We start from the raw sequence: 14874 nt of genomic DNA, 5'->3' as shown, positions 1-14874 counted from the left end.
AGTTAGTTTTTGATAAAATGAGTGCGAAACAACGAATCGGTACAGTGGGGCTTGGATTGATGGGCAGCAGCATTGCTACCTGTATTCTGGCGGCGGGGCACGAGGTTACTTCTTTGGTCAAAAGCATGGACGAAGCCGATCTTGCCCGTAACCGTATTCTGGGGTTTTTGAATGAGCTGCATCAGGAAGGTTTATTAGTTGAAAAACCTGAAAATATAATTGCCAATATCACCATTACCGACGATGTGACCGCGCTTATCGGGCATGAGATCGTGATCGAATCCATTACCGAGGATGTGGAGGAAAAGAAGCGCGTGTATCATTTATTGGAAACCGTTCTTTCGCCTACGGCCATTATCGGCAGCAATACCTCTGCCATTCCGGTATCGGTTTTGCAAAATGGCTTGAAGCATCCTGAGCGGTTGCTAGGCATTCACTGGGCTGAGCCTGCGCACATTACCCGGTTTATGGAAGTGATCTGCGGCAAAGCCTCGAAGGTAGAGAATGCATTGCAGATCGTAAAACTGGCTGAGAGCTGGGGCAAGGAACCGTCGCTTTTGAGAAAAGATATCAGAGGTTTTATCACGAACAGGATCATGTACGCGATGCTGCGGGAAGCCTTTCATCTTGTGGAAAACGGGTATGCAACTGTCGAAGATGTAGATCGTTCGCTGCGCAATGACCTGGGTTACTGGATCACATTTGCTGGCCCATTCCGGTTTATGGACCTCACTGGCATTCCGGCTTACCTGACCGTGATGAAGGATTTGTTTCCGGATCTGGATAATACCCAGAAAGCACCTCCGCTGATGGAAGATCTGGTGGCTTCGGGAGCGAAAGGAGTGAGCAATGCCAAAGGATTTTACCCATATACCCCGGAAAGCGCGGCTGCCTGGGAGAAATTATTCATCGAATTCAGCTACGACATTCGAAAGCTGGCCGAGAAATACCCTCAGAATATTGGAGAATAAAATGACAACCATTGCATCTATCAAAGCTACCGAAGTGATCGTGCCTGCCAAGCCGGGCAGCCTCAATTCGGATAGGGTACTGGACAAGGATACTGCATTTGCCAAAAAATTCATGACCGGCGAAAGCTGGACAGAATTCGCCAATCAACCCAAATGGATCATTGAAATAACACTCCAAAACGGTCTGACCGGAGTAGGCGAAACTTACCGTAGCGCATCCCCTGAGCTGATCAAGGCAGGTATGGACGTGTTTGTTGGTCAGGATATTTTGAAACTGAACTGGCGTAGGCTGCCCGTGAACGACCAGCGGATATATGAAGCGTTTGAATGTGCGGTGCTGGATCTGGTGGGGAAATTATTACAGGTACCGGTGTATCAATTGCTGGGCGGAGGCTACCGCGAGCGTATCGACTGCATGGGCTGGACAGGCCGGCGCACACCGGAAGATGCGGCCCAAAAAGCATTTGAAGCTATGCAAAGAGGGCATAAAGTGTTCAAATTCAAATGTTCTGACGAAGATCCGGTGCGGTTATGGACGGAGGAAATCAGGAAGAAATGCGGCGACGGGATCAAAGTTTTGCTCGACCCAAACCAGCGCTGGAATGATGTAGAAACCACATTGCGATTGATGGAAGGCGTGGAGCTGGAAATCATGCTGGGCCTGGAAGATCCGGTTTTGCATGAGGACATTGAAGGTTTTCAGTATCTCAAAAAGCATTTGGGTGTACCGATGTACCGGCACATTTCACTACCCTACACCCAGGATATCCGCGACATGATCGCATTCGTCCGGGCTGATGCGGTGGACGGGTACAATTTCAATGGTTCGGCATTCAATTCGGTGCTGCTGGCGGAGGTCGCGCATCTGGAAGGAAAGCCTTGCTGGCGCGGATCGGAGGTGGATCTGGGCATTTCGGAAACGATGGGTTTGCACATTGCGGCGGCTAGTATCAACTGTACCATACCATCGGATATTTTCGGTGAGCTGGTGAGGGAAGACGATCTCGTCGTGGATCCGATCGATTTTCAGCATGGTGCTGCATTGGTACCACAAGGTGACGGGCTGGGAATAACATTAGATCTAACAGCAGTTGAAAAATATAAAACAGGCCAATATTTACTTGTGAATCAATGAAAAAAGCATTTCTGTCCTGGACGATATTATTCCTGTGCAACCTCATCTGGTCGTTCCATTTTACCTGTATCAAGCTCGTGCAGGATCAGGTAGGGCCTTATTTTACGGTTTGGTTACCGATGTTGCTTGCGACGATTTTTCTCGCGCCGTTTGTGATCAAGGATTTTAGAAAAGGCAAAAAGAAGATCAAAGACGTTTTGATTTTTGTGCAGCTGGGTGCTCTGGGCGCTTTTCCTTCGCAGGTTTTGATGACATACGGTACCCAATATTCCCTGGCCAGTAATGCTGCCATACTGGTTTTGGCCCTCCCGGTAATCACAGCGGTGTTTGCTTTTTTCCTGTTAAAAGAAAAAATGAACACGATCCGCTGGATCAGCTTTGCGATTGCGATCATCGGCGTGTTGCTATGCTCGACAGACGATATCAAAAAAATGGATTTGAGCTCGCGCTACGCATTGGGTAATCTGCTCATTTTCCTGGCGATCATTGGAAACGCTTATTACAATGTGGGTTGCAAGCAGGTGGCTGAAAAATATACCGAGATGGAAATGGTTTTTTACACCTATCTCGTCCTGGTGATCATGCTGGCACCGCTGGTGTGGTATTACGAGCCTGAAATGCTCTCGCGCATTCCGGATTATACCGCGCAAACCTGGACAGGCATGATCGCACTTACGATCTTCCACAACTTCCTGTCGATGATCATGTTTTTCAGCGTGCTCAAATACCTCGATGCTACGCAAGTGGCGCTGTCCAACTACCTGATTACATTCATGGGACTGCCAATCGCCGCCTTTGTTTTGGGAGAAACATTGAAGACCCAGGCCATTATAGGAGGTGCGCTTGTACTGGCCAGCACATTGATCCTGACCATTGTTGATAGCAGGTCGCAACAAAAGAAACTGGTTGAAATCAGTCAATAAAACATAATATGAAGATGAATTCAGAAAACGAACTGTTTGGAGTGGTACCCATAATCCCGACTCCATTCACTGAAAACGAGGAGATCGACGAAGACGCCCTCCGCAGCCTGATTGATTTTGCTATCACCAGCGGAATTGAAGCAGTATGCCTTCCCGCTTACGCCAGCGAATTTTACAAACTGACCGATGACGAAAAGTTGCGGGTCGTGCGGGTGGCGGTGGAGCATGCAGCCGGGCGGATTAAGATCGTGGCACAGTCCAACCATCCCTCGCTGAAAATTGCGATCAAGCTCGCAAAAGCCAATGTTGAGGCAGGGGCGGATGTGATTTCTCTTGCAGTTCCGAGGATTTTCAGTTTACCTGAAGATTCTCTCAAAGTATACCTTTCTGACTTTCTCCAGTCCATTCCAGAAACGCCGGTCTTGATTCAGGACTTTAACCCGGGCGGGTCTTCGATCAGTGTTGAGTTTATCAAAAACCTGATGGATGAGAACCCGAATTTCAAATATCTGAAACTGGAGGAACCACTCTGCGCACCCAAATTTGATAGCATTATACAAACCACAAAAGGTAAAATCGGCCTTTTTGAAGGTTGGGGCGGCTTATATATGCTTGAACTGATCCCCATCGGTATCCGCGGGGTGATGCCGGGCCTGGCCGTGTCGGATATTTTGCAAAGGGTGTTTAACCTGCGCCGTAATGGTGAGCATGCCAAAGCCTTTGACCTGTTTGAAAAAGTAATGCCGCAAATTTTCTTTTCATTACAAAACATGGAGCTTTTTCACTATGCTGAAAAGGAACTTTTGATGGCGAGAGGGATTTTGAAAAACAGCATTGCACGCAAGGCAGCCTACATTCCGGACCCATCTTCGGTGGCTTACATTAAAGAATTGAACCAAAGAGTGATAGATGTGCTCAACGACGAAAGTTGGGAAATTAAGCCTTTGGAAACATCATTGTCGAAAGAATGATTAAAATCGGTAGAAAACGTACTTTTGAAACCGGCAAGTTAACTATGACTAAACAACCCGCTGGCAAAATGAGCAGTTTCAGTACACAGGTAGCGATTATTACAGGAGCTGCATCTGGCCTCGGGCTGGTCATTGCGCACAAGCTGTTGAATGAAGGTGCCAGTGTAGGGTTATTCGACCTGAATGCAAAGGCTTTGAATGAGGAGTTTGTAGGTAATTTGGACAAGGAGGAGCTGATAGGATTAGACGTTACTGATGAAGAACAGGTTGAAAAGGCTGTGGCCCGGGTAATAGAAAGATTTGGTAAAGTAGATATCCTGATCAACTGTGCTGGTATCACCGGAACGACTGGTGTCCAAAGCCACGAGGTAGATACATTGAACCTGAAAAAAGTATTCGATGTCAATTTTATGGCGAGCTACTATACTTCCAAAGCCGTGCTACCTTATATGTTGACCAAACATTACGGTCGTATTTTGCACATTGCCTCCATTGCAGGCAAGGAAGGCAATGCAGGTATGCTGGCTTATTCAGCCTCCAAAGCTGCGGTGATCGGTATGACCAAAGTGCAGGGGAAAGAGTATGCCGAAAGTGGCATTACCGTGAATGCACTCGCCCCGGCCGTGATCCGTACGCCGCTGGTGGACGCTATGCCCGAGGCGCAGGTGAAATATATGACTGACAAAATCCCGATGAAACGTTGCGGAACATTGGAAGAAGCCGCAAATATGGCCGCATTCATTGTGTCGCACGAAAACAGTTTCGCTACCGGCTTTACATTCGACCTTTCCGGCGGACGCGCTACTTACTGATTTCCGCCGTTACCATACCAAAACCCATGGAAGAGAACCGCATTACTTTTATCAGCCCCATCGAGGGTGATATGCTGCATGCCCGTGACGGGATCATGACGGATGATTATTTAGAAATCAAAGTTCAGATTTTAGCTCCTGAAACTGCGAAACTAATCGTGAATGGTAAGGAAGCCGCATTAGTAGATGGGATTTTTGAATCTAAAATACGTTTAACAGGTTACGAAAGCAGCATTGAGGCAGAAGATCAGAATACTAGTGAAAAGCGTAGCATTAAAGTGTTTTGGCTCAAAAATTTTCCTGGTAAGTACCGCCTTTCCATTGATGACAATATCTGGTTTTTAAGAGATATTCAGCAAAACAAAGACATTTACCAATCGCTTTTTGACAATCCTTACCTGGGTTTTCTTAAAAGTGTCAATGCGAAATTTGGTACGAAAATCCATTTAAACCTCTTTTACCAAACTGATGGTTTTAACCTGTCGGATTTTACTGATCAATTCAAAGAGGAATGGAAGCAAAATGCCGGCTGGCTTCGGCTGAGCTTTCATGCGCTGGGAGAATTTCCTGATATGCCTTATATAGCAGCGGGTTATGAGCAGGTTAAAAGGGATTGTGACCTGATTATGGGTGAAATTAGACGTTTTGCCGGCGAAGAAGTAATGGGTTCAGTGGCTACGATTCACTGGGGCGCGACTACGGTGGAAGGTTCACGGGCCATGCGGGATGCGGGTTACATGGGTCAATTAGGCTATTTTAATGTAGATGATGATCAATATTCCGCATCCTACTATCTCACGGAGCCACAACGAAGACATATCAAAAAGCGTTTTGTCTGGCGGGATACAGCCGAAAATATCACTTTCGTTCGGGCGAGCATTGTGATCGATACCAAAAAACTATCTGAGATCGCGCCGCATCTGGATCAACACGAAAAGAATGGTTACAAGCCGCCATTTCTTGATCTGCTCGTGCATGAGCAATATTTTTACCCGTTCTACGAAGCCTACCAGCCCGATTACCGCGACCGGATTTTAGCAGCCGTTCAATGGGCAGATGAGAATGGTTACAAGCCATCGTTTTTAAGCGAAGCTATCTCCAGCAGGAATGTAAAATCAGCAAGTAAGTTGATATGAAGCAGGATCGGAGGGATTTTTTGAAATTAACGGGTCTCGGACTGACTTCTGGCAGCGCATTGTCTACCTATGCTAAAACACCGGAAACCAGGTCAGTAGAAAATAAGCGGGGTGCGCAGACATTCAATATGTGCAATTATGCTGCCCCAAAACTGAATACTGTACGTATAGGGTTTATCGGTTTGGGTAACCGCGGAATGGCGGCGGTGGAACGTATCAACAAAATTGAAGGCGTGGAGATCAAGGCACTTTGCGATCTTCGGCCAGAGAAAGTCTCGGAAGCTACCAAAATGATCACGGCTACCGGTCACAAACCTCAGGGATTTCACAGCAGCCCGGACGCCTGGAAAAAATTGTGTGAAATGCCTGATCTGGACCTGATCTACATTGTCACGCCCTGGGCATTGCATACGCCGATGGCAGTTTTTTCAATGAACCATGGCAAGCATGTGTGTGTGGAAGTACCTGCTGCCAAAACCATTGATGAATGCTGGGAACTCGTGGAGACTTCGGAAAAGACGAAAAAGCATTGCATGATGACCGAAAATTGCTGCTACGACTTTTCAGAGTTACTCACGCTGAATATGGCCAGGCAGGGATTTTTTGGTGAAGTCACGCATTGTGAAGGCGCATACATTCACAATTTACAAGAATACGTTTTCGATAAAGAACGGTTTTATCAGATGTGGGAGCTGAAAGAGCTCTCGCAAAGAACCGGTAACCTGTACCCGACGCACGGCCTGGGCCCAATATGCCAGGTTATGAATATCAATCGCGGTGATGCCATGGATTACCTGGTTTCGATGTCAAACAATGACTTTGTAATGGCCGATACTGCGATGAAGCTGGCTGCAAAAGATGCTTCGTTCAAGCCGTTTGTCAGTAAGCCTTATAATGGTATGATGAACACTTCCACGATCCGCACGAAACACGGGAAAACGATCATGTTGCAGTTTGATGTGGCCTCTCCGCGCCCGTATTCGCGCATTCAGCTCGTGAGTGGTACCAAAGGTGCAGCGCTAAAATACCCAGAACCAGCACGTTATTCCCAAGGTCACGAATGGCTTTCTCCGGAAGAGTATAAAGCTATTGAAGCGAAATATACGCCGCCAATCGTTAAAAAGATAGGTGAAATGGCGAAGCAGGTGGGCGGGCATGGCGGCATGGATTTCCTCATGGACTGGCGCACGATCGATTGCCTGCGTAATGGTCTGCCCCTCGATCAGGATGTGTATGATGCTGCAACTTGGAGTTCGGTTGGGCCATTGAGTGAATGGTCGGTATCGCATCGCTCCAATTCCGTAGATGTTCCCGATTTTACGCGTGGTGCCTGGAAAACCAATGTTCCGATTGATATTTCAATGGAAAGAGGAGGTAATACTGGTGTGAAACTCTAATTACTGTGTGTTCTTTTCCAGTTCGATGAAATCCTGCCGGGCTGGCGTGAAACAATCGATTACCTTGCATTGTGTATGCGCTACCGCCGAATGTGGGGCGTTGGACGGAATGTAGGCTGTCATACCGGGAGTTAGCAGCATTTTTTCGCCGTCTATTTTAAATTCCAGTTCTCCTTCCAGCACGTGGCACCATTGCTCATGTGGGTGACTGTGTTCGGGCAGAATGGTGTTGCCATCAATTGTAAAATGCCCAAAAGTCTGTTTCTCGGAATGTGCCAGCGTTCCGTAAATCCCGTCCCAGATTTTGACGACTTTGTTGGTATTGAAATTGATAAAAGGCATAATGTGAATGATTCGTGTAGAAATAAGTGGTTTTTGGAATAATGGAAAAAAGGAACATTGAGTTCATTCAAAATTCTTAAACTACCTTTTTACAAACGCATGCGTGCGCTCGCTCCCGTCTCGCAGACGGATCCGCGCAATGTATTTTCCGGTAGGTAAACCGTGCATATCAATCTGGCTGATCGGTTTGTCAGACTCAAAAACTTCCTTGCCTGCCAGATTGTAAATGCTGATGTGACTGACTTTTTTATCGCCCAATAGCAGTTGCAGTTGTGTGTCGGTATCTACCGGATTCGGGAAAACGCCCATGTCAGAATCCTGATCAAAGTAGGTGCTTTGCATGCGGCTATATGCAAAGGTGCCGTCGGTATCCACCATTTTCAGGCGATAATACATCACGTTCGACCCGATGTTCTGGTCAACATAGGAATATTCTGTTGTTTTAGAACCTGGATTTTGGGCAGGGATACTACCGATTTTTTGCCAATCCTTTCCGGTGTTACTTTTTTCAATTTCAAAATGATCGCTGTTAATTTCACTGGCGGTACTCCATGTGAGTAGCGCCGCCCCGGCAGCAGCCGCTTTTCCTTCTGTGGTAACATTGAACGCTATAAGATGTACGGGAAGCGGAACACGTGGGTCTGTGTCGGCAAACAATGCTGCAAATTCGGGAAACATGCCGCTGGTTTGCAGGGTGGTACTAGGAACGAAAGTGCCGTCTTCCAAAGTGGCGTATAATATTTCAGAATCCGGCGTGTAATGTGCGAATGCAGCCAGCGAATCCGGTTTTGGGGTAGTTAGCAAGAAATCGCCCTCCCAGATATCCGTGATGTCAATGTCAGCATCCACGACGAGATAGGGATTAGGGTCGGAGCCGACGGTAACATCACTGCAATCATCGACAATAATGGTAGTCGTAAAAGTTGATTGAAGGTCTCGCCGGTTTGGGTACGTACGGACACAGGTAATCTCGTAGTGATCTGCCCTTTCAGCCGGGAAAGTAATTTGATCCCCAGTGGTGGTAAAATACAAATTCGAGGGAAACACGGTCCAATTGTGCACATACAACCCGCCCGATGGTGTGGTGAGCGAGACTGTGATGTTAGGCGTATTATCCTCGGTAGTCCTTTTTTCACTGAATGAATGACAAATATTAAACGTGGTTATGGTAGGGATTGACGGGGTTGGGAGAACAGGACAGGCAGTAATGAAGGTGAGCAGGCCTTCGGCAACACCTATCACATTCCATTGGATGTTTTCTGCTCTTACGTGATCGGTATTTTCGTCGTTTCCATAAATAGCCGCAAAAGGTGTTTGCCGGTTGATAATTACAGCATTCACAGCGGTTACATTCAATAATTCACGCTCCGCCTGTGTATTTCTCGGACCCTGGTAATCAATCGCACTAAAAGTTGGGACAAAGCAGAAATTAAAGTCGTCTGTTGATTTGAACAGCTTGTTTGGGACGGCCACATTGGTTCGTCCTCCCGGTAGAAAATCATCATTCAACGGGCTGTTGTAAAATCTACTGATGCCGATTGCTTTTGAAAGTATCCCCCAACTCGCAAAACGCAGCACATTTGTATTCTGGCTGAGTTGGCTGGTATGCACGTCGATATTTGCGTTCTGCAGCACAAATGGGACCCAGCTTCGCAGTATCCTCTCCCCATAATTATACCTGTCAAACAACTCCCGGTCACCCGCGTCCATGCTGCCATGTGTCACGGCAATATTCCGGCAATTCTGGGGATAACCCCCATTGCCCAAAGCTGCTAACTGGGTATGGAAAGCTTCAAAATCAGGATGCTTGCTACCCACCCCGCCTGTCAAATGGCCACCCCAGTGTAATAGCATTTGCCTTGCTGCCGGTGTGTTAATCGCCAGAAAATAATCCCGCCATCTTTTAGCAAAGAATTTTAGAATTACCTGGGTAAATAACGTAGGGTTTGCTTCCCGCATCAGTTGGGTGAGCCCTACCGGAACGTTTGCTCCCTGGTGGGGGGTATCGTAACATAGCATGAGCTTCACCTGATGAACTATCCCTTCATTTTCCATTTGCCGCAACGCCCACCGGGCAACCATCCCGCTCATGCTTTCGCCGATGACAATGGACTGTGCGTTCCCTGTTTTCATCTGGTTCACCTGCTGTATCAACGCCTTCAGAACCTGGGCATTGTCTTCCATAGCCGCCCGGGCATCCGAATAATCAAGCAAAACCAGGTCATAGCCTTCCGTGAGGTATTGTGCAAGGGGAAATCTGTAATTTGCCTCTATCGCGTCCAACGTCACGTCCTGTCCTATGTCAAACCCCTCGGCAATGATAATCGGCTTATTCAGGATCTGATCGCACCCAAGGATGATCCGTATGTTCCCGCCTACCAGCATGGTTCTCGCTGACTGATCCGCTAATGTATCCTTTGAAATCCGTTCGGCCATCACCTGAAACTCTTTGTAGGGTTTAATCCGTTCAAGCTGCCGCACATTGACTTTTGTTTCGAAAAGGAAAGTTTTATTGTCAACTCGGAGCCGTATGCCTATTTTTTGTTCCCCGGTTGATTCAAACCGATGGTGTACCAGATTGTCCGAAATGGGATATGTTTTATATCCTTTTCCATCGTTGAAATCCAGCTCGATACTTTCCGGCCTTCCTGTATGGTTCGTAATGAGTAGATCCAGGCTGATCCTGAACGAAACTTCGGCCTGATAAACATCTTCCTGTAACACGGCTACCGATACGATCCGGACCTTCTCATAAGTTGAGAAATCCACAGACTTCCCCGCTTTTTTCGTTGCCTCATTGTCGGCAATCTGCTTACCGGAGAGGTATATACTTTCCATGTTCATGATACCAATCGGGACTACATTATTTTTGGAAAGCTTTGCAGGATCTGTTTCAATTAGTTGGTCAAGGTTTCGAAATAGTCCACTTCCAGGCCTCAGATCGGTATCCATCAGCCTCTCGTACAAGTTTCGCCACTCCTCCGATGTTACGGGCTCAGGTTTTAATAGTACGCTTTTTGAAAGTGTTTTAAAGTAATCCACTTCGTGTTGGTTTGTCACGCCGGCATTGAGGAACAGGGTTTTGCCAAGGCCCGACAGGTCAAGCCCATTTAGCGTTTCCTTCCTTTGTTGCGCATAATCCTGTGCAGACGCAGCCGAAAAGGCACAAAGAAGAACCAGGAGGAAACTACATAGTTTACCTCTTTCACATTTGGAAAAATGCTTCATTACAAGTGTGTTTAAAGTGGAAAATTTACTACTTGGGGATTAATTGAAAATCATATTTGGTCTTTTGACCAACTGATGCGTGACAGCAATTTTTAGTGAATTGGTCATTTTTATAACTCTTCTTGCCTTTGTAACTCTTATCGTATTTCGGATTATCCACTAGGCCGAATGGAACTACCACATCCACAGAACCATATTTCTTGGGTACTTCTACCACTAATTCATAGTTCCCGTTTTCATCGGAATAAACTTCATTTAGCCGTTCATGAGCCAAAAATTTCGTTCCGTCTACCAAAACCATAATACTGTCAACAGGCTGCTGATTCTGGTCTGTAATTGTGCCGTAGATTACAGTCGTGCGGTCCTGTTTAAGAAAGCAGCTGGTAAGAAGGAAGGTCAAACCGAAAAGGAAAGCTGCCGAATGCAGTAATCTGGCTAGCCCCTGCAAATAAGACACTCTTGTTTTCTGTTTCATGAAGAGATCTATTGTTTGGATGAAGGGAAAAATATAGAAGTACTAGTTACTTTGAGACAAGGTAAAAATAATTATTTTAAGTAAAAGTATAAATTATCAAACAGCATGGATTGATATACGAACGGTAACTTTTTGGAGTTTTTACAAATATTGTCTTGCATTCAGCTCATAATCCTGTGCAGATACATCCGAAAAGGCAAAAAGAAGAATCAATAGGAAACTACAAAGTTTACCCTTCTCACATTTGGAGAAATGCTTCATTACAAGTGTGTTTAAAGTGGGAAATTTACTACTTGGGTATTAGTTGAAAATCATATTTGGTCTTTTCGCCTATCGACGCGCTGCAACAATTATTGGTAGCGAGATTATTTTTTTTTACATACGTACCCTTATAATGTCTATTGTACTTCGCATTCTCTACCGGAAAGAAAGGTACCCCAACGTCTAACGAACCAAACTTCTTTGGCACTTCTACTACCAATTCATAGTTTCCATTTTCATCGGAATAAACTTGTTTTAGCTGTTCATGAGTTAGAAATTTCGTTCCGTCTACTAAAACCATAATACTATCCACAGGTTGTTGATTCTCATCCGTAATGGTTCCATAGATTACGGATGTGCGATCCTGTTTGAGAAAGCAGCTAATTAGCATTCCCCAAATACTTAAAAAGAAAATCACCATGCAGACCTTTCGGGACTGCCTTCGTGGATTGTCTGATCGCATCCATTTTTGTATTATGTGTGCTTTCATTTGCGGATTAGTTTAAAGTCGTATCGGGTCCTTAAACCTATTGAAACTCCGCCGCTGGCGGTACCGCCAGAGGTTTGGTTTCTCGTGAATTCATAGGATTCATAAAGACGCCAAAGCTTTATGCTATTGAGATCTACACCCACGCTAGCGCTCCACCATTCATTGGCAACATCTGTCTCGAGCTCGTAAAATCCTTGCTTATTTGAATACGCCTGACATATAGGGTATCCTCCATAAAGTCCCTTTGAACCGTATAATTCCACCAAAATGCTATCCACGGGTTCTCCGTCATCATTCGTGATCAGTCCATAAACCACTGTTTCCCTGTTTATTAATGGCCCGCAGCTGGCTATTGAAACCGCTAAGCTCACGATCAATGCAGATTTGATTAATCTCATAATTTCTATTTCTAATGTTGATAAGGACTTAATTACTTTCCCTAAGCAACCAAATACTTCGCATCGGGCACTAATCAAATTTTCTATCGGCTTGTCTAAATGTGCGACCGGCAAAAGCCATTGGAATCTTCGGGAATAAACACGGGTATCCGCTAAGTGATATAAACGTATATCTTTATACGCGACTAGTTATCTTAACCTCCAGCTCAACAAAAATCGACTTGTCGGGACGTAAATTGATTTGTAATGCAGGTAAGCCTGAAATAATTAAACCATAATTCCGCATTTATATACAGCTTTTTATACATTTGCATTAATCTGGTCAAATTTCAATATTTTCACATTGCGCAGGATTATATCCATATTGCTTCTTGGGTTGCTGCTTTACAACATGATTGGCTATTCCATAGTCTATCTGTCGGAAGGTAAGCAGACGGTAAGTGCGATGGGGAAGGATTTTGTTCAGCAATCGGCTGGTACGGATGATATCGTGATTAAAGTACCGGTGGCCGTTCCCTATCAAAATGACTGGGATGCCCCACAGCCGACCCAAGGCCTGATCGAACATGAAGGCCGGTTTTACCAAATGAAAAGCCAGCAGCTCATCAATGACACGCTGATCGTACATTGTGAATATGACCAAAGTGCGCGCGAACGGTTCAGCGATCTCGCTTCCCGTATCAACGATCAGGTTACTGGCAACAACACTGCACCCGAAAAGGACGCGCATTCATTGATCTTAAAGAACTTCCTGAAAGAATACATGGCGCAGGACCGCAAGCATGTCTTTTATGTGCTCGAATGGTCACCCGCTTTTGACATTGCATTTCCTTTTACGATAGATTCAGTAGTGCCTCAGCTGCATACTGCTATCCCTTCTCCGCCACCCGATCTGGCTTAGTTAACTCTTTTTTTGTTTTTCCCTGACTGGAAATTCGCGTACTGCGTGAATTCCTGCATTGATTTTTAAATCTCTTGCATACCAGTCACCAGGAAAAAGGATCAAAAATTACTAAACGGATTTTTCCAAATGGCTTATATAGCACTACCCGACGAGTCGCTTCCGGGAATTACAGGATTATTCAACTTCCGGCCAGAAACTGCCGCTCCATTGCGTTTGCTGGCGGAAACCTTGCTGAGAGGCGAATCTCCATTGACCAGCGGCGAACGCGAGCTGATCGCAGCGTACGTATCGCATTTGAACAACTGCCATTTCTGCCATACTTCCCACGCATCCGCTGCGATGGCGCACCTGGAATGTGACCTTTCCCTGATCGACGACATCAAGAACGGATTTAAGGAAATAGAAATCACACCCAAGCTGCGTGCATTGCTTAACATCGCCGGCAAAGTGCAGAAAAGTGGCAAACAGGTAACCGACGAGGATGTAGCTGCCGCCCGTGCAGAAGGTGCCGACGACCGCGAAATCCACGACGCCGTGCTGATTGCGGCCTCGTTCAGTATGTTCAACCGCTATGTGGACGGACTCGGAACATGGGCCCCGCAAGAAAATGAAGCGTATCGTGAAATGGGTCAACGTATGGCGTTTACCGGGTATGTGCGGCCTGTTTTGCAGGAATGAAACTAGGAGTCATTGACGGTCATTTTTGGTCATAAATGGTCATTTATAGTCAGGAGTCGTTTTTTATTTGAACAATCAATGACAATCCTTGACAACAAATGACAATCCCTGACTAAAAATGACAACCAGTGACAATTCAGTTCAATTTTCAATTTTTACATACCAAGTAACAATGCCACACATCCCCCTACCAGACCATTTGCCGGGTATCACAGGTTTGCTGGAATATAGTAAGCATACTGCTGAGCCCATTCGTGTGCTGACCCAGTTTTTGCTGAGAGGTGAGTCGACGCTGACACCTGGCGAACGCGAGCTGATTGCGACTATCGTGTCGCACAATAATGAATGCCGGTTTTGTACCGCGGCACACACCGCCACTGCGGATTTGCTGCTGGGCAACACCGAAACCTGCGAGATCATGAAGCAGGATATTGACGCTGCACCTGTGAGCGACAAAATGAAAGGCTTATTGAAAATCGCCAAACAAGTTCAGGTTAGCGGCAGGGCGGTAACGCCCGAAGCCATTGCGGAAGCAAAAGCCAATGGCGCTACTGACCTGGAAATACATGATACTGTGCTCATTGCAGCCCTGTTTTGCTTATACAACCGCTATGTAGACGGAATGGCGACCGTTGCGCCTGCCAGTCCTGAATTTTACCAGGGCCTTGGTCAGAGGTTAGTCGATAACGGCTATAACCGACTGGCCAATGGTTACGATCATTTGAAACAACACCAACCTTCCTAGTATTTGAC

The 14874-nt window shown here is 46.0% G+C and carries 15 protein-coding genes; 10 read left to right on the top strand and 5 right to left on the bottom strand.

Features of this window, described 5'->3' with window-relative positions:
- The first annotated feature begins 17 nt into the window (after positions 1 to 17).
- The 7 genes from ABIO93_RS08265 (at position 18) to ABIO93_RS08235 (ending at position 7345) form a co-directional block, all read left to right on the top strand.
- A complete protein-coding gene (locus ABIO93_RS08265; protein ID WP_348066409.1) occupies positions 18 to 971 on the top strand; it encodes a 3-hydroxyacyl-CoA dehydrogenase family protein in 954 nt (317 codons plus the stop codon).
- Position 972: 1 nt separating this feature from the next.
- Positions 973 to 2106, top strand: a complete 1134-nt coding sequence (locus ABIO93_RS08260) for a mandelate racemase/muconate lactonizing enzyme family protein (RefSeq protein WP_348066407.1) — start codon at positions 973 to 975, stop codon at positions 2104 to 2106.
- A complete protein-coding gene (locus ABIO93_RS08255; RefSeq protein WP_348066405.1) occupies positions 2103 to 3029 on the top strand; it encodes a DMT family transporter in 927 nt (308 codons plus the stop codon). The genes ABIO93_RS08260 and ABIO93_RS08255 overlap by 4 nt, the downstream gene beginning before the upstream one ends.
- A gap of 14 nt (positions 3030 to 3043) precedes the next feature.
- Positions 3044 to 4000, top strand: a complete 957-nt coding sequence (locus tag ABIO93_RS08250; protein ID WP_348066403.1) for a dihydrodipicolinate synthase family protein — start codon at positions 3044 to 3046, stop codon at positions 3998 to 4000.
- Between the two features lie 68 nt (positions 4001 to 4068).
- Complete coding sequence (locus ABIO93_RS08245; RefSeq protein ID WP_348066451.1) at positions 4069 to 4812, top strand: SDR family NAD(P)-dependent oxidoreductase; 744 nt, start codon at positions 4069 to 4071, stop codon at positions 4810 to 4812.
- A 26-nt stretch (positions 4813 to 4838) separates the two neighbouring features.
- Positions 4839 to 5948, top strand: a complete 1110-nt coding sequence (locus ABIO93_RS08240; protein WP_348066401.1) for a hypothetical protein — start codon at positions 4839 to 4841, stop codon at positions 5946 to 5948.
- Positions 5945 to 7345 (top strand): Gfo/Idh/MocA family oxidoreductase, encoded by a 1401-nt coding sequence (locus ABIO93_RS08235; RefSeq protein ID WP_348066399.1) that lies wholly within the window; start codon positions 5945 to 5947, stop codon positions 7343 to 7345. Before ABIO93_RS08240 ends, ABIO93_RS08235 begins: the two co-directional genes overlap by 4 nt.
- On the opposite strand, the gene ABIO93_RS08230 is transcribed toward ABIO93_RS08235, so the two are convergent.
- The 5 genes from ABIO93_RS08230 to ABIO93_RS08210 all read right to left on the bottom strand — a co-directional run bounded on the left by ABIO93_RS08230 (position 7346) and on the right by ABIO93_RS08210 (position 12539).
- Positions 7346 to 7687 (bottom strand): cupin domain-containing protein, encoded by a 342-nt coding sequence (locus tag ABIO93_RS08230; RefSeq protein ID WP_348066397.1) that lies wholly within the window; start codon positions 7685 to 7687, stop codon positions 7346 to 7348.
- Between the two features lie 81 nt (positions 7688 to 7768).
- The gene (locus ABIO93_RS08225) at positions 7769 to 10915 is read right to left on the bottom strand and encodes a T9SS type A sorting domain-containing protein (protein ID WP_348066395.1); all 3147 of its coding nucleotides are present in this window, start codon (positions 10913 to 10915) and stop codon (positions 7769 to 7771) included.
- A gap of 28 nt (positions 10916 to 10943) precedes the next feature.
- The gene (locus ABIO93_RS08220) at positions 10944 to 11390 is read right to left on the bottom strand and encodes a hypothetical protein (RefSeq protein ID WP_348066393.1); all 447 of its coding nucleotides are present in this window, start codon (positions 11388 to 11390) and stop codon (positions 10944 to 10946) included.
- Positions 11391 to 11679: 289 nt separating this feature from the next.
- Positions 11680 to 12141, bottom strand: coding sequence for a hypothetical protein (locus tag ABIO93_RS08215; protein ID WP_348066391.1), 462 nt, complete (start codon positions 12139 to 12141; stop codon positions 11680 to 11682).
- Positions 12138 to 12539, bottom strand: a complete 402-nt coding sequence (locus ABIO93_RS08210; RefSeq protein ID WP_348066389.1) for a hypothetical protein — start codon at positions 12537 to 12539, stop codon at positions 12138 to 12140. The genes ABIO93_RS08215 and ABIO93_RS08210 overlap by 4 nt, the downstream gene beginning before the upstream one ends.
- A 343-nt stretch (positions 12540 to 12882) precedes the next feature.
- On the opposite strand from ABIO93_RS08210, the gene ABIO93_RS08205 reads away from it, so the two are divergent.
- From ABIO93_RS08205 to ABIO93_RS08195, 3 genes are all read left to right on the top strand, one after another.
- Positions 12883 to 13440 (top strand): hypothetical protein, encoded by a 558-nt coding sequence (locus tag ABIO93_RS08205; RefSeq protein ID WP_348066387.1) that lies wholly within the window; start codon positions 12883 to 12885, stop codon positions 13438 to 13440.
- A gap of 129 nt (positions 13441 to 13569) precedes the next feature.
- Positions 13570 to 14121, top strand: coding sequence for a peroxidase-related enzyme (locus ABIO93_RS08200; protein ID WP_348066385.1), 552 nt, complete (start codon positions 13570 to 13572; stop codon positions 14119 to 14121).
- A gap of 172 nt (positions 14122 to 14293) precedes the next feature.
- Positions 14294 to 14866, top strand: coding sequence for a carboxymuconolactone decarboxylase family protein (locus ABIO93_RS08195; protein ID WP_348066383.1), 573 nt, complete (start codon positions 14294 to 14296; stop codon positions 14864 to 14866).
- The last annotated feature ends 8 nt before the right edge of the window (positions 14867 to 14874 follow it).

The sequence above is a fragment of the Dyadobacter sp. genome (genome assembly GCF_039919315.1).
Taxonomy (GTDB): domain Bacteria; phylum Bacteroidota; class Bacteroidia; order Cytophagales; family Spirosomataceae; genus Dyadobacter.
Note: the sequence above shows the minus strand (reverse complement) of the source record. Positions and strands in the feature narration are given on the sequence as shown.